Annotated in this window: 12 protein-coding genes and 3 pseudogenes; 10 read left to right on the forward strand and 5 right to left on the reverse strand. The window is 39.3% G+C overall.

What is annotated here, in order from left to right; translation table 11 throughout:
• Positions 1 to 83 precede the first annotated feature (83 nt).
• The 3 genes and pseudogenes from F944_RS15875 to F944_RS17420 form a co-directional block, all read left to right on the forward strand.
• Complete coding sequence (locus F944_RS15875; protein ID WP_004992771.1) at positions 84 to 6,176, forward strand: SdrD B-like domain-containing protein; 6,093 nt, start codon at positions 84 to 86, stop codon at positions 6,174 to 6,176.
• Positions 6,177 to 6,178: 2 nt separating this feature from the next.
• The gene (locus tag F944_RS17485; RefSeq protein WP_004992788.1) at positions 6,179 to 7,219 is read left to right on the forward strand and encodes an OmpA family protein; all 1,041 of its coding nucleotides are present in this window, start codon (positions 6,179 to 6,181) and stop codon (positions 7,217 to 7,219) included.
• A 3-nt stretch (positions 7,220 to 7,222) separates the two neighbouring features.
• A pseudogene (locus tag F944_RS17420) lies at positions 7,223 to 7,351 on the forward strand (transposase); the annotation flags it as partial.
• A 4-nt stretch (positions 7,352 to 7,355) separates the two neighbouring features.
• Here F944_RS17420 and F944_RS15885 read toward each other — a convergent pair.
• Positions 7,356 to 7,673: pseudogene (locus tag F944_RS15885) on the reverse strand (integrase core domain-containing protein); the annotation flags it as partial.
• Between the two features lie 87 nt (positions 7,674 to 7,760).
• On the opposite strand from F944_RS15885, the pseudogene F944_RS15890 reads away from it, so the two are divergent.
• From F944_RS15890 to F944_RS15900, 3 genes and pseudogenes are all read left to right on the forward strand, one after another.
• Positions 7,761 to 8,091, forward strand: a pseudogene (locus F944_RS15890) (transposase).
• Between the two features lie 291 nt (positions 8,092 to 8,382).
• Entirely contained in the window at positions 8,383 to 9,615 is a 1,233-nt protein-coding gene (locus tag F944_RS15895) for a hypothetical protein (RefSeq protein ID WP_004992792.1), read from the forward strand.
• Positions 9,616 to 10,003: 388 nt separating this feature from the next.
• A complete protein-coding gene (locus tag F944_RS15900; protein ID WP_004992793.1) occupies positions 10,004 to 10,948 on the forward strand; it encodes a YagK/YfjJ domain-containing protein in 945 nt (314 codons plus the stop codon).
• Positions 10,949 to 11,011: 63 nt separating this feature from the next.
• Here the strand turns inward: F944_RS15900 and F944_RS15905 are convergent, their stop codons facing one another.
• Genes F944_RS15905 through F944_RS15915 form a run of 4 tightly spaced genes read right to left on the reverse strand, consistent with a single transcriptional unit; the run spans position 11,012 to position 12,294 of the window.
• Positions 11,012 to 11,668, reverse strand: coding sequence for a hypothetical protein (locus F944_RS15905; protein ID WP_004992794.1), 657 nt, complete (start codon positions 11,666 to 11,668; stop codon positions 11,012 to 11,014).
• 12 nt (positions 11,669 to 11,680) lie between these two features.
• Positions 11,681 to 11,908 (reverse strand): hypothetical protein, encoded by a 228-nt coding sequence (locus F944_RS15910; protein ID WP_004992796.1) that lies wholly within the window; start codon positions 11,906 to 11,908, stop codon positions 11,681 to 11,683.
• The gene (locus F944_RS17425; protein ID WP_004992797.1) at positions 11,909 to 12,037 is read right to left on the reverse strand and encodes a hypothetical protein; all 129 of its coding nucleotides are present in this window, start codon (positions 12,035 to 12,037) and stop codon (positions 11,909 to 11,911) included.
• A gap of 2 nt (positions 12,038 to 12,039) precedes the next feature.
• Positions 12,040 to 12,294, reverse strand: a complete 255-nt coding sequence (locus F944_RS15915; protein WP_004992798.1) for a hypothetical protein — start codon at positions 12,292 to 12,294, stop codon at positions 12,040 to 12,042.
• 699 nt (positions 12,295 to 12,993) lie between these two features.
• Here F944_RS15915 and F944_RS15920 point away from each other — a divergent pair.
• The 4 genes from F944_RS15920 (at position 12,994) to F944_RS15935 (ending at position 18,244) form a co-directional block, all read left to right on the forward strand.
• Entirely contained in the window at positions 12,994 to 16,131 is a 3,138-nt protein-coding gene (locus tag F944_RS15920; protein ID WP_004992799.1) for an SIR2 family protein, read from the forward strand.
• A 29-nt stretch (positions 16,132 to 16,160) separates the two neighbouring features.
• Positions 16,161 to 16,736 (forward strand): hypothetical protein, encoded by a 576-nt coding sequence (locus F944_RS15925; protein WP_004992800.1) that lies wholly within the window; start codon positions 16,161 to 16,163, stop codon positions 16,734 to 16,736.
• 119 nt (positions 16,737 to 16,855) lie between these two features.
• Complete coding sequence (locus F944_RS15930) at positions 16,856 to 17,143, forward strand: hypothetical protein (RefSeq protein ID WP_004992802.1); 288 nt, start codon at positions 16,856 to 16,858, stop codon at positions 17,141 to 17,143.
• 57 nt (positions 17,144 to 17,200) lie between these two features.
• Positions 17,201 to 18,244: a DUF932 domain-containing protein gene (locus F944_RS15935; protein ID WP_004992804.1), complete on the forward strand. Its 1,044-nt coding sequence runs from the start codon at positions 17,201 to 17,203 to the stop codon at positions 18,242 to 18,244.
• Positions 18,245 to 18,536 lie beyond the last annotated feature (292 nt).

Genomic DNA, 18,536 nt, shown 5'->3' on the forward strand with positions numbered 1-18,536 from the left:
AGATGTGAACATTTGCCTAGGCAGGTGTTCACCTCAAATAAATTTTAAAATTTTTTAGACTATTTAGTTGAAGGGTAAGCGCTGTGCTACAACAGAAGCAATCTAACGCATTCCATAACATGACATTCATGTTATCAACGTTGACAGTATCAATATTGTCAGCGCAGTACGGTTATGCAGCGAATATGCCTGAAGTGGGTAGCTCTATCCAAAATATCGCCTATGCAACTTATGTTGCACCCGATGGTAAATCCCAACAATCAGTTTCAAATACCGTAGAAATCAATGTTTCTGCTCTTTACGCAATTGCTTTAACTACTCCTCCAGTTCAGGAAATTGAACCAAGTACCCGTGTTATTTGGGCAAATACCTTGGTCAACAATAGTAATGCGCCTGTCAATGTACAGCTAGAAACATTAACAATAAATGAACTAAGCAACGTTAAAATTTATGTAGATACCAATAAAAACGGTCAATTCGACACCGATGATCAACAACTGACAACCAATGTTGCCTTGGCGGTAGGCCAGAGCGTTCATTTGTGGGTCGTTGCAACAGCAAGTGCCACATTGACTGAAAGTCAGCAGTTAAATTTACCGTTAAAAGCAACACTTGTTGAGGATAATAGTGTAATAGCAACGGCTACAGATAGTGCCATCAGCTATGGACCACAACTGGTTGCAACCAAAGAGGTTGTCCAGAAAACTTTTGAGCCATCAGCCAATGCCAGCTATGACCTTAACTATACTTTGGCCATAACCAATCAAGGTAAAAAAGCGGCAAGACCAGTGGATGTGATGATCGATGGTCAGGCACAGAAAATGGTGCTTTTAGTTGATGATCTGCCTGCCAATACAACATTTAAGTCTGCACAGTTAAAAAATACGCAGGCCAAGGTTTTGTATAAGCAAACAGGCAATAACTATACAACGACCTTGCCAAGTGATTTAAGCAAGGTTGATCAATTGGTGGTTGGCTTTCCACAAATTGAGGCTAATACAACTGAACAAGTCGATCTTACGGTTACAATGAATCGTAACATTGCCAAAACAACGGTTAAAAATACCTATAAAGTTTCGTATGCAACCACAAATAGCCAAAAAGAGGTATTGTCTAATCCTGCTTTAACCGTGGTAGGTGGTCTTGCAGCGATTAATAATAAATCTGGTGATTTCCAAAATGTCTTGACTACAGGCAGCGTGAATAAACCACTTTATCTTGAAGCGCAAAATGCCAGCTGTAATGCAGACCGTTATACTGCCGACAAGGTGAAAATTAAGATTAAATCAGCCAAGACAGGTGATCTTGAAGAAGTCATTGGGGTAGAAACTGGGCCGAATACAGGCGTATTCCATTACACGCTACCAACCGCATTTGCGGAAGTTGGGGTTTCTTATGATGCGTTATTGCAGACCATCAAACGCGATCAGGTACAGGTTAGCCTGACGGACTGTCTGGATGCACAGGGTAATTCAACCCAGACATTTACCGATATTAGTACTCAGGTGCTTATTGACCCATATGGCACAGTGTTTGATGCCAAGACAGGTTTACCTGTGGCGGGAGCAACGGTCACTTTATTAGACCAGAATGGCCAGCCAATTGCGGACAATATTGCATACAAACTTGATGAGCAGACTGGAGAGCTGGTTACAATTCCAGCCAAGCAGATCACCAATAGCGAGGGTAAATTTATTTATCCCCTTGTTAAAGCAGGAACCTACAGTTTTGTTGTGGATACAACCACAATTCCTGGAAATACACGTTATAGTTTTGTCAGTGATAAATCGGTTTATCCAAGTTTCCCTGCGGATAAGGCTGTTGATCTGGAATGGTCTTATGCTGGCAAATTCACCTTAAATAATGCTGATCCAGCACTCAATATTGATATTCCAATTGATCCTGATTTGACTGTACCAACCTCGCCGTTATTTGTACAAAAGGTTGCGACCAATAAAAACTCGGAAATCGGTGAGTTTGAAGAATATACCGTGACGGTTGCCAATCGTGGCACGGTGGATTCCAAAGATGTTTCGATTACTGATACCTTGCCTAGAGGCTTTATCTATGTTCAGGGTTCTATGCGTATCGATGGCACCAAGGTTGCTGACCCATTAGGTGGAAAAGGTCCTTATTTGAAACTGGGTTTAGGTACACTGACTCCAAGTAAGGAAGTTAAGGTTCAGTATCGCGTCTATATTGGTCCAAATGCCTTGAATGGTGATGGCATTAACCGTGTTCGGGCAAAAGATGGTCAGGGAATCGAATCAAACGAAGCATCTGCAAAAGTAGAAGTAACTCCTGGCGCAATGATCTCTGATGGCTTTATTGTTGGTAAGATTTTTACGGACTGTAACCGTAACGGGGTACAGGATACAGGTGAAGTTGGTGTGCCAGGTGTGCGTATTTACCTTGAAGATGGTAGCTATGTGGTGACTGACAGTGAAGGTAAATATGATTTATATGGGATCAGTGCCAAAACCCACGTTCTAAAGGTTGACCGTACCAGTTTGCCAGTTGATTCTGAGTTGGTGTTAATTGGCAATCGTCAGGCAGGTGATCCAAATAGCCGTTTTGTGGATTTAAAACGTGGTGAACTACATCGTGCCGATTTTGCAATTGCCAATGGTACAGGACAATGTTCGCAAGCCTTATTGCAACAAATCGCAGAACGTAAAAAACGCATTGAACAGGACAACACCAATTTAGAACAGGTGTTACGTTCAGACCTTACAATTGATCCAGTTTTTTCCAAGATTACCGATGTTAAAGGTCAGCCAGCAAGTGGTTGTATCTCGGCACAGGGAATCAGGGCCAATTGTAACCTTGATTTTTCCAAGGAACAGGCTAAGAAATTGAAAGAGGTTACTTTTGAACCAGAAAAATCTGGCGTTGCTTCTTCAGTTGCCTTGCCACTGACTGAAACATTGGCAGCAACTGAGAGTGTGCCAGCCGAATCCACTCAAGCTGCGAAAATGCTTAGTCTGGAAACAGTGCTGGAAAATGCTGCCAATAATCAGCTAGAAATTATCAACTTAAAAGATGGGCAGCTTCTTGGTTATGCCCAAACAGCGGTTCAGGTTAAGGGTGCTGCTGGCACACAACTACAACTGTGGGTAAATGGCACACAGGTTTCTGAGAAACGCATTGGTAAACGTGCAATATTGCCTGACTTACAGGTTGCAGGTCTGGATTTTATCGGTGTCGATCTTGCTGTGGGTAAAAACAGTATTGAAGTTCGTCAAGTCGACATGATGGGTAATGTTCGGGATAGCAAACAGGTCAATGTGATTGTCCCTGACCAAATGGATAAGCTGTTACTTGAGTCAGCCAAAGTACAGCCGCAAGCCAACGGCCGTGATTATTTTAACGTGACCATGAAAATTGTTGACCGTAATGGCACATTGGTTTCTACCAGAACTCCAGTTACGCTCGACAGCTCGATTGGTAAAATTGAGTTGACTGACCTGGACCCGAAACAACCTGGTATTCAGGTGTTTGTTGAGGGCGGTACACTTGTTGTGCCAATAAAGGCGCCAATTGAGGCGGGTGAAGGAACGCTGTCGGTTGAAAGTGGTATTTTTCATAGCAGTACACCAATACGTTTCTTACCTGATTTACGTCCGATCATTGCAGTTGGTTTGGTAGAAGGATCAATTAACTTTAAGAAATTTGACCCGAAACAGTTAAGCAATGTCGGTTCGCAGGATGGGTTTGAGGAAGAACTGCAAGAGATTTCATCATCGGACAATGGCAAAAGCAATGTGACAGGGCGTGCAGCCATGTTCCTGAAAGGGAAAGTCAGGGGTGAATATCTACTAACCCTTGCCTATGATTCTGACAAGGATAAAAACCAGCGTCTGTTCCGTGATATTCGTCCAGATGAATATTATCCAGTTTATGGTGACTCGGCAGCGAAAGGTTTTGATGGACAAACAACCAGTAAACTGTACGTGCGTGTGGATAAAGGCCGTTCCTATGCCATGTATGGTGATTATGTTACCCGTACTGAAAATGATGAGGGCCTGGCTTTAGGTCAATATAGCCGTTCATTAACAGGTGTTCGTGGGGCTGTCGAAACAGACCGCTATAAAGTCACGGCCTTTGCCGCACAGACCAATACGCAACAGGTGACCAATGAACAACGTGCTATGGGGATTTCAGGTCCGTATAGCATGGGTAATGTCAATACCGATGATGTGCTTGCCAATAGTGAAAAAGTTGAGGTGGTGACCCGTGACCGCGATAATCCAGGCCTGATCATTTCGCGTAGCACTTTGGCACGTTTTACCGATTATGAAGTGGATACCTTTAGCAACAGCATTTACTTAAAAGATCCTGTACCAAGTGTCGATGCTGACCTGAATCCAGTCTATCTGCGTATTACAGTGGAATCTGAGCAGGGTGGGGATGAATACACGGTTGGTGGTGTTACAGGCTCGGTGAACCTGCTGGAGCAGGTGAAAGTGGGTGGGGCTTATGTAAAAAGCAATAATCCACTAACGCAGGACCAGTTGGCCAGTGTCAATACCGTGGTGAAATTTGCCGACAAGGGTAAATTCATTGCTGAGTTTGCCCGTTCTGAAAATATCAATGACGGTTTAAACTCTTTAACACAGATTAACACCACACCAGATGCAACAGGTAAATTATCGGGTAATGCTGCACGAGTTGAATTAAACTATTCTTATAAAGACTTGGAAATGAAAGTTTATCATAACCAAGCTGATAGAGAATTTTATAATACAGCGGCACCTATTACTGCTGGTCGTAAGGAAAGTGGTATAAAAGGGCGTGCGCAACTGGGTAAGATCGGTTTGGCAAAACTGGAGGCCATCCGTACTGAAGATTTGCAAAGTGGTGTCAATCAGGGTGTTTCTGCCAGTATCGAACGTGCGATCAGCCGTATTGTCGCGGTTGAGCTGGGTCTCAAGTATTACGATGAGTCTAAGAATCCAGCATTGTTGGGGGCTTCACAAACAGCGCCGTATCATGGTTTAACCGCACGTACAAAAATCACCACACAGCTTCCTTGGCAGGGTTCAAATGTTTTTGCTGAATATGAGCAGGATATTTCCGAAGCTGAGCGCCGTATTTTTGCCTTGGGTGCAAATTACCAGATTAATTCAAAACTGCGTGCCTATGGTCGCCATGAGTTAGTGTCCAGTATTCAGGGACTGTATGACCTAAATAACAATCAGCGTCGTAATGTCACAGTGTTTGGTCTGGACAGTAAATATAACAATAACGGTACGGCATTTAGTGAATATCGTGTTCGCGATGGCATCAGTGCGCGCGAAGCTGAAGCTGCAATCGGTTTACGTAACCGTTGGGAACTGGAAAAAGGCTTCTATGCAACCACCAGTTTTGAACAGGTGAAGTCATTGTCAAAAGCAGATACCGATAACCAAAATTCCGATAACACTGCTGCATCTTTAGGTGTGGAATATCTGGCCAATCCAAACTGGAAAGCTGTTGCGAGAATTGAAGCACGTTGGGCTGACCAGTCTGACACCATCCTGAATAATCTGGGGATTGCCTACAAATATTCCAATGACGTGACTTTATTGGCGAAAAATGTAGTTAGCCTGACTGATAGTAAGAATGAAAACAGTGGTGATCGCCTGGTTGATCGTTTCCAGGTGGGGGCTGCCTACCGTGACACTGAGCACAATCGTTTTGATGCGCTGACCAAGGTGGAATACCGCTATGACAGTAACAAGTCAGATTTAAATAATCCATACTTAAAGCATGTCTATATTTTTTCAAATCACTTGAATTATCATCCAAGTCGCGATATTACCCTTTCAGGCCAATATGCAGTTAAAAATGTGGACACAACGTTCTCTGGTTTGGAGTCAAGTGGTATGACACATATGCTCAGTGGTCGGGCAATGTATGACATCAATGAACGTTGGGATGCGGGTATTCATACAGGCGTGTTATGGTCGAACATGAGTTCGGGCCGCCGTGTTTTGGTTGGGGGGGAAGTGGGCTATTTGCTGGCTGCAAACCTCTGGTTATCAGGTGGTTATAACTTCTCTGGCTATAAAGATGATGATCTGGTGGATAGTGACACAACTCTTCAGGGCGCATATGTACGCTTTAGATTCAAGTTTGATGAGAACCTGTTTTCTCGCAACAATTCTACCGTGAACGCTTCAAGAGAACCATAAAGATGAAATATGTCACACCTGCCTTGCGTCAATTTTATCGTGGTGCTGTAACTGTTGTGGTTTGCTGGAGCGTGATGGTTTGGGCAAAAAATCCTGATCATTTGGCTGCACCTGTTATGGCGCAAGATTCTCCAGATACTACAGCCCAGTCAGGTATTTATAATCCAAAAGATCAACAGGTTGCTGCCTTGCAAACACGTCTCGTTCCTTTTTTGAATGAACAGGGAATTGAACGTTATCATGCTGTCAAAGCAGCCGCATGGTTGACTTATGCAGCCCATGAGGGAAGTGAAAAAAGTGCAACGGTTGCGCGAAAGGAGGCCCTTGCCCAGGCGGAAATGATTATAGTGGCATTAGAGCAAGGTCAGGCTAAGCAGTTAAGTTTAACCACACCGATTCTGTCTACCTCAAGTGTAATGCGTCGGGATTTATGGGCAAATACTGAATTATTGAAACAGCATGCAGGTTTTTCCTGTGCCCAGTCTCAGATTGCACAGGCAGAGGTGATGCTGGCCTGGGCAGCCGCTGAACATTGTGAGTTGGGCTGGCGACATTCACGGGAGCTGTTTTTATCAGCACAGCGCTTAATTGATCAGGCAAATAGTCGGGCGTTTAGTTGCAGTGCAGATGTTCCTCAACAGCTTCCGAAAATTAGTTATCCATCTTTACAGGAACTGAATGGCAGTGAGCAGGGATGTCATGGTGTGGTCGGAACATGGCCGATTTGGTCGCCACAACAAAAAACAGTCATCTCTGAAAATAGCCAGGTTGCTGATCAACCTGTGCCGAATGTTGTACATTTTGCTTTGGATCAGGCAGTTTTATCGCAAGATTCCATCAATGTGCTCAATCAGATCGTGAACTTCCTAACAGCACATCCAGCTTACACCTTGACACTGTATGGATTTACCGATCAGCAGGCAAATGAACAATATAATTTAAAATTGTCCTTGCGTCGTGCGCAGGCAGTATCTCAATATCTAACTCAGCAAGGTGTTACCCTAAATCGTATTGCGACAGAGGCAAAAGGTAAGCCCAGCTGATTAAAAATGAAAACCCGTATCACACAAATGGATAGCCAAATCCTATCCCTATACGCCAAAGGCATGACGACACGAGATATTGTTGCCACATTCAAGGAAATGTACGATGCGGACGTCTCCCCAACGCTTGTGTGATTCATAGAGATCGTTTCAATTTAGCGATCTCTAAATCCATCTTGTAATTGGCGTGTTGAATCCGTTCATTGGATGGGTTGTATTGCTTCTGGACCTCATCAGAGAAAGGGGTTTCTTCACATAATTCAAAGTACCTTTCCATCGGTGTTTTACCTTTCAAAGCTGAATGTGGTCTCATCCAGTTATAGTCATGCTGCCATTCGGCTAGCTTGTCTTGGATATCTTCAGAATTAATATCGACAGTAGCGTAGAACTCAGATTTATCAGTCTTTTGAGAACGCTCTACCTTGCCATTCAAATGAGGTGAACCTGGTTTATTTGTAAGCGTCCGCTGAACACACCTTCTGAATTCATCCTATAAGCCTTAATTTAGTCCCCACTTAGAAACAAGTGGGGACTTAAATTTATGACTACAAATAACCAGACATCCATCGCATCTCTTACGAAAAAACGAAGAACATACAGTGCTCAATTTAAACAGCAGATCGTTCAGGCTTGTAAAGCGCCGGACGTTTCAATTGCTTCAGTCGCTTTGCAACATGGATTGAATACAAATCTTGTATCCAAATGGATTCGCTTAATTGATGCTAAGCCAGGGGATGATCGTTCCCCCACTACCGAATAAACCTGCATTTATTGCCTTATCCTGTTCTGGACCATTAGATCCTACTCCTACTGACATATTAACGGTTCAAATTACTTTACCCCACTCAAAAGCAGAAATTGGCTTGAAATAGCAAGTATCAGAAATATCTGCTTTAGCAGAATTACTCAAGGCGCTTGCAACATGATCCGTATTAATGAAATCTGGATATCTACTCAGCCCGGCGGCTGGAACAGGGCAAATTTCACTGGGCTAAAGTTCACCTTGGTGAAACCGTGGCCCTCAGCCGAAATTTAACTATAATGAAAATTTGGCTGAATTATATGAATCACAAACCTTACAAAGATTGGATAATAAGCTAATAATTTTGGTAATATGATCTACAAATTTGATCTCTAAAAATAGTTGAAATGCAGGTGTGGTAATGTCTTTAGTTTATTTCAGTGACAAAATAATTAAAAATATTTTTCACAACCTTGGCATCGACCTGAATCGCAGCGGTTTTCTGAAACACAGGGATGAGTTGAATCTAGGAGTTTTATTGGAATTGATACTGTTTATAAGATCACTAGATAAGATGAAAGGACATTATTTTTTAATCACATGGAATAAGTTCTATTTTCCGGTTTCTGCTTATAAGTTTTATCCTTTTAAATTTCTTAGTAATGATCTTGGTCTGAAGAATACCCGTAGGATGCATATTGATAATGTGGAATATAAAGTCAATTTATTTGAGTCGACATCACGGGTGGAGCTGTATTACGAGGTTCTCGATTTACATATTAAAAATGAGAAGTTAGTGAGGTTGAATGAACAATTACGTCCCACTCTGAATGAAAGAAGCAAGCCTACACAATTTAACGTTTTGCCTGCGAATTTCTTCCCTGATGTGTTTAGTGATATGAGTGTCGAAAATATTGCTTATATGGATGAATTTCTTGAAAAGTTCAGAAACCATGAGGAATTTATAAAGCGAAAAAATGACGAAAATAAAGCTATCAAAAAATTTCACGAATATTGTCATTATTTTAATGATGTAATGAGTCTAAATGCCAAAAGTTTTATTTTTACCCTTGAATTTCTTATACATGGTCTACAGAAATTATACGATCATACCCTCATCAATCTAAAAAAAGACTTTATGAACGCAATCAGGGGCTACAGGCAACTTGCTCAGATTTCAGGGTATATGGGGTTCTGGGATCTGGCAGAAAACAATAAATTGTGCTTCAGGATGATGTTCATTGTGCCTGATATTGGCATTGAAGCAGAAGAATGGATTGAAGATATCAGTTACTATTGGGAAAACATCTATTTTAATAAAATTAGAGAGGAGGAAATATATCAATTTACAGGCACAGATGCGATAAGATTTGAAGCGGTTGAGCTGCCTGTTGCATGGTCACATAAAAAACTTATCTCCCATTTTTTAGCAGTCGGCAAGAATAATCAGAATATGAAAAGGTTGATTTGTGAACATGCTGTTGCTTACATCGTACTATCTGAATTTTTTTACTGCCCATTCGAGCTTCAGCTATACCTGAAATCCATTAAGATGATTTCTGAGGAACAGTCTGAAGTGGATCAAGTGTTACGTCTTGAGGGGAAAAGAATGTACAGGGTGTTCAGAGGAAGCCTGCCAAAAAATAAAAATTAGTGTAACTTTAGCCTAAGCAAAATCCGATAGATTGGCGATTAGCGTTATGTAGATGAACGAACTTATCGAAACTACAGTGTAGAGTGCTTAACAGGTAATATATATTATTAACTATAAGTAATATATAAATAATATATTAAACATAAACAATATCTTATCTAGTTGATTGAGACACTTAGCACAGTATAGCCCATACTCAAATGGGCTATAGACTATGTATCAATAACACAGTATTAAAATATTCAGAACTAACCCTATAGTATGTTCCAAAGTCTATGAGCATATTCAGCTAAGCAGGATGATCACAACATCCTGCTTTAGAATCAAGATCAGTAAAAAAATATATTCCTCACTTACATATGAACCTTATGTTTCAGTGAGAACCTAAATGTACCAGAATATTCAATATGATCAGCTTTACCATGAAGCAGAAGTATTGGCAGCAGTAGACCATTTCATTCAAGAAGTTTGCTTAGGTAGTTATGATTTATATCATCAAAACCTGATGATAGACCTACAAAAATTAGTTCAGTCATTTAAGCCAATCTATAACGCTAATTTTTTCTATTGCAATACAGTGCAGATATTCATTGAGGTGGTGAACATCGTTGATCACACACTCCGTCTAATGCCGCAGGCAGACCATGATTGTATAGTCTGTTTTGATGATATGACAGTCTGGCATATTCTGACTTATATCCAATCATTATCAGGCTGTGTAAAACAGCAACTGATTGATTTTCAACAACGTGAATTAGAGAATCAGCATAGCCTTTTTGATTATACATCCACACTCATTCATCATTATGCGAGAACACTGGTGGTTCGAGTGGATTTATCTATCAAGAAAGAATATCAAGCCTTATACAACATCCAAGTGTTCAATAAAGCGCTAGAAACATTGCTACGGCGTATAGCCGATCAAGATACTTGTTTTAGTGGGTTATATGGTTATGCATGGGCATTAGAGCATGGGGTTAGTAAGGGCTACCATTGCCATCTTTTGCTTATGTACGATGGAAATATGCATCAATGTGGTTTTGAAATGGGGCAGTGGATAGGTGAGTGCTGGAAGCAGATTACACACGGATATGGTTATATTTTTAACTGTAACCATTCCGACTATATGGCGATCTATGAAGCGATGGGGACTTTAGGGATTGGTATGATTCATCGTAACAATGCCAGTGAAGTCTATAACTTTCTTAATTATATTGTCCCTTATTTGGTGAATGGCGAAAAAGAACAGCAGCATCTCCGAGTGAAAGATTCAGCCTATATGCGTAGCTTTGGCAGAGGAGTGGTTGATTCAAAAAATCGAAGAGGTTTATAAATATTGAATTTTCAATAGAGAACACAACTATCAGCAGTGTTCTCTATAGGGTCGGGTTTGAGATTAAAATGATAAATTTACATTGCCCTGATCTGTAATCATTTCAGCTTCAATGACCTGATCACCACGGCATTTCAGTAAATAGGATACCGTAGAACTATAGTTCATTTGCACAGGAATTTTGCTATAGAAATCTCCTGTATAAAAACCACAGCGACCACGGTTAATATTTAATCCCTCTAAAGTGAAGGGTTGTTCAGAAGTGGACTGAATTTCCAAAATATATTCAATTGCACCAGGCACATTAAACGCTGATTGAGATTCCCGACTGGAAATTTGGGCACGAACAGATATCTCTGGTTGCTCCATCTCCATCGGAATATTATTGCTATATTCAGGATTGTTGGGATCAAGATCAGACTCCATCATGGATTTGAGTGCTTCAGGATATTTATCCCAACTCTCAAGAAATGATTGAGCTTGTTTGACCGCAGCAGGGAGATATTCGGTATCATTTTCTACAATCTGAGTTAAAGCTTGTACTTTGGCTTCAACCTCTTCCTTGCTATATGGTGCATATTTAGATTGCTCCTGCTGTGTAGCAGTATTAGATGAGCTGCGTTCAGCTTGATCTGTAGCACTTTGTTGAGCTTGCTGATTGTTTTGACTACATGCGATCAGTAAAGTTGAAAGTGCTACAATGGAAAGTATTTTTTTCATGAATGCACTCCTTTATAACTTAGGTCTAATAACAACGAACCAAATGAATAATAGAATCAAAATACCACCGATGATTTTCCCTACTGTTGGAAACATTACCGCAGGCCAAACTAAGCCTTGTCCTAAATTGTAGGTAAATGGCTTATAGTTATACTGTCCCCAAAAGTGTTGATAGACGGCAAAGAAAAAACCAATCACTAAGTAGCCACTGATCACCCATGATTTAATATTTGAACTCATTTACTTTCCCCCAGCGGCAAATTTTGCCAATGCTATAAAAATTCCCATTAGGATCATGAAGCCAATAAATGGCAATCCTAAAAAGCAAATCACTGCAATAATGCAGATAATGCCTGCAAGTGTTCTCATGGCTATTCCTTCATGCACTGATAGGAAGAATTGACCATATCCATTTGGAAAGATTCAGATTGCTGTAAGGTGTATAGATTGTTTTTGAGTCCATCCTCTCCATATTTACTTTCGAGTTTGTCATAAATACATGAGCAGGTACTGCCATCAATCCCGCCTGTTTTACAACCACTGATAAATTGACGTTCAGTTTTACTAGCACAGCCTGATGCTAGAAGTGCAACTGAGACAACAATGAGTGAAGTTTGAATTTTCATCATTTCCCCTAATTTTTTATTGTGTTATTGGTGTGTTATAAATCTTGCTGAATGAACTGACGTGCAGAGGCGACAAAGCCTTCTAAGGCTAGAGAGCGTTTAGATCAGTAAAATAAGCAAACACTTATGAAAGCTGCTAATGCAACAGAGGAATAGAAAATCGTTTTAGGGGAAATAATATAGATAGAAAGTGCTGAGTCATGGCGACTACTCCTTTTGTATGAAAGAGAGTCTTACCAAATTACTGTCAAATAATGGTGGCAAGACTGGGCGGGTTGACAGACTGATACAAAAGGAAATCAGCGCACGCAAGCGTGCCCCTCCCAGTCTCACCGTAAAGGCGTGACTTAAGAGAACGCACAAAACCATCACAGCGTTGTTGTGCGCCTTTTGTAAACGGTCTGTCAAAACCGACTGACGATGTAGGTCAGCAGTCGAATGATAAATTTAAGGGTGGGTTTAGTCAATCAAACAAGGTTGAAAAAGTAAGTATTTAGAATATTGACGGTTATTATTATGTAGGAAATAGCAACTAAGAAAAATCCAGTAGTCAAACTAAATACATTAATAATCATATGATCAGAAAATAATGATGGAACCAAACTCAAATAATACTAAATGAAATTTTTAGCTTGAATAAGAATAGGTTATTTTATAAGCTGAAGTTGGAAGAAATTGATCATAAGGATAATTTAGAATATGGCACCTTATAAAATTGCGATTGATGCCTTTATAAGATCTATAGATATTAATAAAAAAAGACCAATTTGCTTATTGTTAGGTGCTGGAGCATCAATATCATCAGGAATGCCATCCGCAGAACGTTGTATTTGGGAGTGGAAACGTGAAATATTTATAACTAAAAATCCACTTTTAAGAGAAACAGTTGGTGAATTATCTTTGCAAGGAACAAAAGATCGAATCCAAAAATGGCTAGATCAGAGAGGGGAATATCCCACTTTGAATAGTCCAGAGGAATACTCTTTTTATGCAAAAGAATGCTATATCACAGAGCAGGATAGAAGAAGTTTCTTTCAGCAATATGTTGAGATGGCTAAACCACATATCGGCTATAAACTATTACCACTGCTTGCTCAAACAAAAATAATAAAAACTGTGTGGACTACAAACTTTGATGGTTTGGTTGCTCGGGCTTGCCATTCGAATGATGTTGTGTGTATTGAAGTTGGGCTGGATAGTACTCAACGTATTACCAGGCAACATGGTGAGGGTGAGTTAAGAGTAGTTTCACTGCATGGAGATTATCGTTACGATGAGCTTAAAAATACAGATGAACAATTAAGATATCAGGAAGAAAACTTAAAAAATAATATTGAACATGAGTTACAGGACTATGATCTTGTAGTTATTGGTTATAGCGGTCGAGATAAATCTTTAATGACAGTTTTAGAAAAAATATTTTCTAAAACTGTTAAATCGAGATTATTTTGGTGTGGGTATGGTGAAACAATAAGCCAGCCAGTGATGGAGCTATTGGAACTAGCAAGAAAAAACAATAGGGATGCTTTTTATGTCTCAACAGAGGGATTTGATGACACCGTAGAGCAAATTTCTAGAAAATTATTGAATGACAACATGTTGAGTAAAGCATTGTCAATGCTACAGGAAATTCCTTGTATTGCTAAGAAGCCAGCTAAATTTACAGCTCCAGAAAATGATATTTCTTCACTTATTAAAAGTAATGCTTACCCTTTCGTTAAACTTCCTAGCCAGTTTCTTAAAGTTACATTGAAATATCCTGAGGGGAACTTAAATTATATTGATTGGCTTAATAGTAAAGTGGACTTTAAAGAAGTAGTACTTTCAAAAATAGGAAAAGAAATCATAGCTTTCGCTGATGTTGATAAACTCAGGAAATATTTAGGAGAGTTCTATCTAAGTACGCCAACGGTAGTAAATTTTTCAAAAACTGATGTATTGAACGATACAAGGGTTCAGTCTCTCATTAGACGTGGGTTAATCCAAAGTATTGTCAAAAATTTAGAGTTCAGTTCAGATCAAAATAAACGGATATGGAATCCAGATGTAAGTTCTATCGAATTTCACAATGGGAAAAAATATAAGATAATAGATGCTTTGATTCTAAATTTAAATTTTATTAAAGATGATATTTATTTAACATTTAAACCTGATTTACTTGTATTAAATTTAGATGAATCTTTGCCTGATCATGATGTTGTAAAAACTATAAAGAATAAAAAATTCGGTTATCAGCATAATAAAGAATATAGTCAGATATTAGAAAAGTGGGCAGATATCATTACAAAAAAAGACCTTGCAGTTAGTGGTGGTGGTATATTTAATTTAGGTAAAAAGCCACTTTATGCTGGTTTAGTTAATTATGCTACACGAAAGCTTCCTACTGACTTCAATAAGCATGCAACTCAAAAAGGCTTGATCATTCAGGATGCAAAATTAATTTTTGGTTCAAATTCTATATCTAATGAAATATCTCATATTAATCCTTTAAAAGGATTGGTTGAAAATCGCCCTTGGGATTATAAAAATACTAGTTCTGGTTTATGCCCTGAAATTTGTATCAATGTAATAAGTACACGTCAGGATGCAGGGATTGTAAATAATCTTTTACGGGGAATTCATGAAAAGTCATTACCAGAAAAATCAGAACAAGATTATTTACATCCATTTCATGGATTTACAAATGCATTTGGAGTACCGATAACCTTTCCTAAAATAGGTGAAAATACATGGCGATTTGTAGATGAAGCTCTTTCAGCACAAAAAGCTATTGATAATGCAAAAAATTTAGCAAATAGAATTTGTTATGAACTCGATGCTTTGGAAAAATTAGAATTACGTACGGGTACAGTTGTAATTATTTATATTCCTAAAAGATGGGAATTATTAACTTCAATAAAATCAGAACATGAATACTTTGATTTACATGATTATATTAAAGCATATGCTGCTCAGCAGGGAATAAGTACCCAATTTGTAAGAGAGAAAACGGTTAATAGTTCCCAAAGTTGTAGAGTGAAGTGGTGGTTATCATTAGCATTTTATGTCAAAGCTATGCGGACACCTTGGCGATTGGAATCTATAGATAATCAGACAGCTTTTGTGGGGATAGGCTACAGTATCAATAGGATCACGTATCCTGAAAACTCTAAAAGGATTGTTCTAGGTTGTAGTCATATTTATAGTGCTAGGGGGGAAGGCATGCAATTTCAACTTGGTCGGATAGAGAACCCTATAATTCACCATCATAATCCTTATATGTCTGAAGAGGATGCAAGGAGAACAGGTGAGAAAATTAGACAAATGTTTTTCGATGCAAAAATGCAATTACCACGACGTGTTGTGATACATAAGAGGACAGCATTCACAGCAGAAGAACAGAGGGGGTTTATACAAGGGTTAGAAGGCGTGGAAGATATAGAGTTGATCGAAATTAACTTTGAGGATTCTTTTCGATATTTGTCATCTAAATTGGTTAATAATAAATTAGAAATAGATGGTTTCCCTATTGCTAGAGGTACGGTAATTGTCCAAAGTTCTAATACAGCATTATTATGGGTGCATGGAGCTACGCCAAGTGCTCAAAATCCAAGTTTTAAATATTTCCAAGGAAAAAGAAGAATCCCAGTTCCATTAGTTATTAAACGCTATGTTGGGCAATCAGATATTAGCCAGTTAGCGAATGAAATTTTAGGTTTATCTAAAATGAATTGGAATACCTTTGATTATTACTCTAGATTACCTGTCACTTTGGAATCGGCAAATGACATTGCTAGAATAGGAGTTTATTTTAATAACTTTAGCCCTATGTCGTATGACTATCGGCTTTTAATTTAGTAATCAGTTATAGGAAACATGATTTAAACATGTCTCAAGATAGAGAGAATTTAGCTAAAGAGAAATTAATAGGAATGTTAAGTGATCTCTTTTACATTCAAGAAGAGGTTGAAGGCAGATGGGTTATTGATGATTCTCCTTTAAGATTGGATTTGCTACTCCGCCCAAATCAAAAAGCAAAGGCGATGGGATTTGATGTAGAAGCTATAGGTATTGAGATTAAAGATCCTCAAAGTAAGGAAAGTGTGAAAAAATTATTAAACTGTGTAATGCAAGCATATACATATAGTTTTTGTGAATTTGATGGGGTGCGTCCAGCTTTTATTCTGATTTATCCTGATATAGAGAAATTTTTTGACTACGATTGGCGTAATAAATATAACAGTGCATCTACGGAAGAGCCAACAAAACGTGAGAAAAAATTATTAAGAAGATTGATGCAACGAGCTAATGTAGGTGAACTTATCATAGAGCAAAGAGAACAAAGAAAATATTTTTTTAAATTTAATGGAGGTCCTTTCTTTTGTTCTGTTAAGGGGCGATCAAAAATAAAAGGAATAGGATTAAATCGTTTTGTTGGTTCGCAGAAGAATCATTCCAAATAATTTCAAACACATAACATCCTAATGAGAATCATGAAGCTCTTTTGAGATCACATGAAAATATGAAAACAAAGCCTGCCATCGAGCAGGCTTTTTTATGCCCAAAATTTAGGAGTCGAGCTATGAGCTTGAGCTGTCCTTTTTGTCATTCAACTGATGTGATGTTAGTTGAAGCAATTACACAACAATCAAATACAGCCTTCACCAATTTGGTCACACCGACCACATTAGGTGCATTGGGAACCACGGTCGCAAAGTCTTTCAATCTGCCACCGATTGTCGGTGGAATTGCTGGAACAGTATTGGGTAGTGTGTTGAATTCATTTACGAAACCAAGCACACCATCACAGCAGAATTTGTGCTTCTGCCACAACTGCTACCAAAAGTTTCCAACCCATTTATTGCACTAAAGATTGTTTGTATCAACACATATTCAAATTTCAGTTTCATTTAAAAGGAATAACACTATGGCACATCAACTTGAACAAATGGCTTATGTCGGAGAAACCCCTTGGCACGGTCTAGGTAACCAACTGAGTCAAAACCAACCGATTGAAGTCTGGGCACAGCAAGCAGGCATGGACTGGCGCATTGAATCCTCTAATGTCAGTTATATGGCACACAATGAACGAGGGCAAAGCATCATCATGCCCTATGAAGAACAACGTGTTTTATATCGTTCCGATACTCATGCACCTTTATCAGTCGTCAGCCAACGCTTTCAGGAAGTTCAACCGAGAGAAATTTTAGAATTCTATCGTGACCTGACTGAGCAATCAGGTTTTGAGCTTGAAACTGCAGGGGTACTTAAAGGTGGTAAGAAGTTCTGGGCACTGGCACGGACAGGGCAAACATCCATATTAAAGGGTAAAGATGTCAGTAATGGCTATATTCTGCTAGCTACCGCTTGTGATGGTACATTGGCAACCACGGCACAGTTCACTTCTATCCGTGTGGTGTGTAACAACACTTTAGCGATTGCACTGAAAGGTCAGAACAGCAGTGCAGGCGTGGTCAAAGTTCCACACAGTACCAAATTTGATGCAGACAAGGTGAAACAGCAATTGGGTATTTCTGTACGTGCATGGGATGAACATATGTATGAAATGAAGCAACTGACACAACGTAAAGTGAGTCAGATGGAAGCATCCGCTTACTTTGATGCCGTGTTCAATAACAGCACAATGAACAACGTGGTGGATCAGGAGGACAACATCATCCAGTTCTACCGTGATGTAGCCTTACAAGCCCAAGCCAATGGCAAGGACAAAGCTGAACCAAATGCCAAATCGATGAGTCGAGCAATGGAGATGTTTAATGGTCAAGGACGAGGTGCGGAGCTAAGTTCTGCCAAAGGGACTGCCTATGGACTACTGTGTTCCATCACAGAATTTATAGACCACGAACGTCGTGCCATGAGTACCGATCACCGACTCGATTCAGCTTGGTTTGGTGCTGGCGCATCAATCAAGCAACGAGGATTAGAACAAGCTCTCAACATGCTTGCATAGTGCGAAATATATATTTTTCACTCATGGAAAGTTAGACCTAAGAGCGCATTTTAAAATGAAATATTAACTTTTAAAAATAATTAAACCATGGCTTCGGCTGTGGTTTTTTTATGCCCAAAATTTGTCATTCCGATCAAAGCGATCTCTTAACACTCCATTTAAAGCTCTATAAACCCCTCAATTAAGAATAAGGAATTCAGAGGTGGATCAGGAAATTTGAACAACACTTATAAGTTATATTTTGCTCCCCAAATGATGTTATAAACATCAATATATGGAGTATTTTATGGCA

It is taken from the genome of Acinetobacter ursingii DSM 16037 = CIP 107286, from assembly GCF_000368825.1.
Lineage (GTDB): Bacteria > Pseudomonadota > Gammaproteobacteria > Pseudomonadales > Moraxellaceae > Acinetobacter > Acinetobacter ursingii.

Bases quoted from the DNA above. Each gene is read 5' to 3' on its own strand.
- F944_RS17485 (WP_004992788.1), top strand. From the start codon at position 6,179: ATGAAATATGTCACACCTGCCTTGCGTCAATTTTATCGTGGTGCTGTA.
- F944_RS15895 (WP_004992792.1), top strand. From the start codon at position 8,383: ATGTCTTTAGTTTATTTCAGTGACAAAATAATTAAAAATATTTTTCAC.
- F944_RS15900 (WP_004992793.1), top strand. From the start codon at position 10,004: ATGTACCAGAATATTCAATATGATCAGCTTTACCATGAAGCAGAAGTA.
- F944_RS15905 (WP_004992794.1), bottom strand. From the start codon at position 11,668: ATGAAAAAAATACTTTCCATTGTAGCACTTTCAACTTTACTGATCGCA.
- F944_RS15910 (WP_004992796.1), bottom strand. From the start codon at position 11,908: ATGAGTTCAAATATTAAATCATGGGTGATCAGTGGCTACTTAGTGATT.
- F944_RS17425 (WP_004992797.1), bottom strand. From the start codon at position 12,037: ATGAGAACACTTGCAGGCATTATCTGCATTATTGCAGTGATTTGCTTT.
- F944_RS15915 (WP_004992798.1), bottom strand. From the start codon at position 12,294: ATGAAAATTCAAACTTCACTCATTGTTGTCTCAGTTGCACTTCTAGCA.
- F944_RS15920 (WP_004992799.1), top strand. From the start codon at position 12,994: ATGGCACCTTATAAAATTGCGATTGATGCCTTTATAAGATCTATAGAT.
- F944_RS15925 (WP_004992800.1), top strand. From the start codon at position 16,161: ATGTCTCAAGATAGAGAGAATTTAGCTAAAGAGAAATTAATAGGAATG.
- F944_RS15930 (WP_004992802.1), top strand. From the start codon at position 16,856: ATGAGCTTGAGCTGTCCTTTTTGTCATTCAACTGATGTGATGTTAGTT.
- F944_RS15935 (WP_004992804.1), top strand. From the start codon at position 17,201: ATGGCACATCAACTTGAACAAATGGCTTATGTCGGAGAAACCCCTTGG.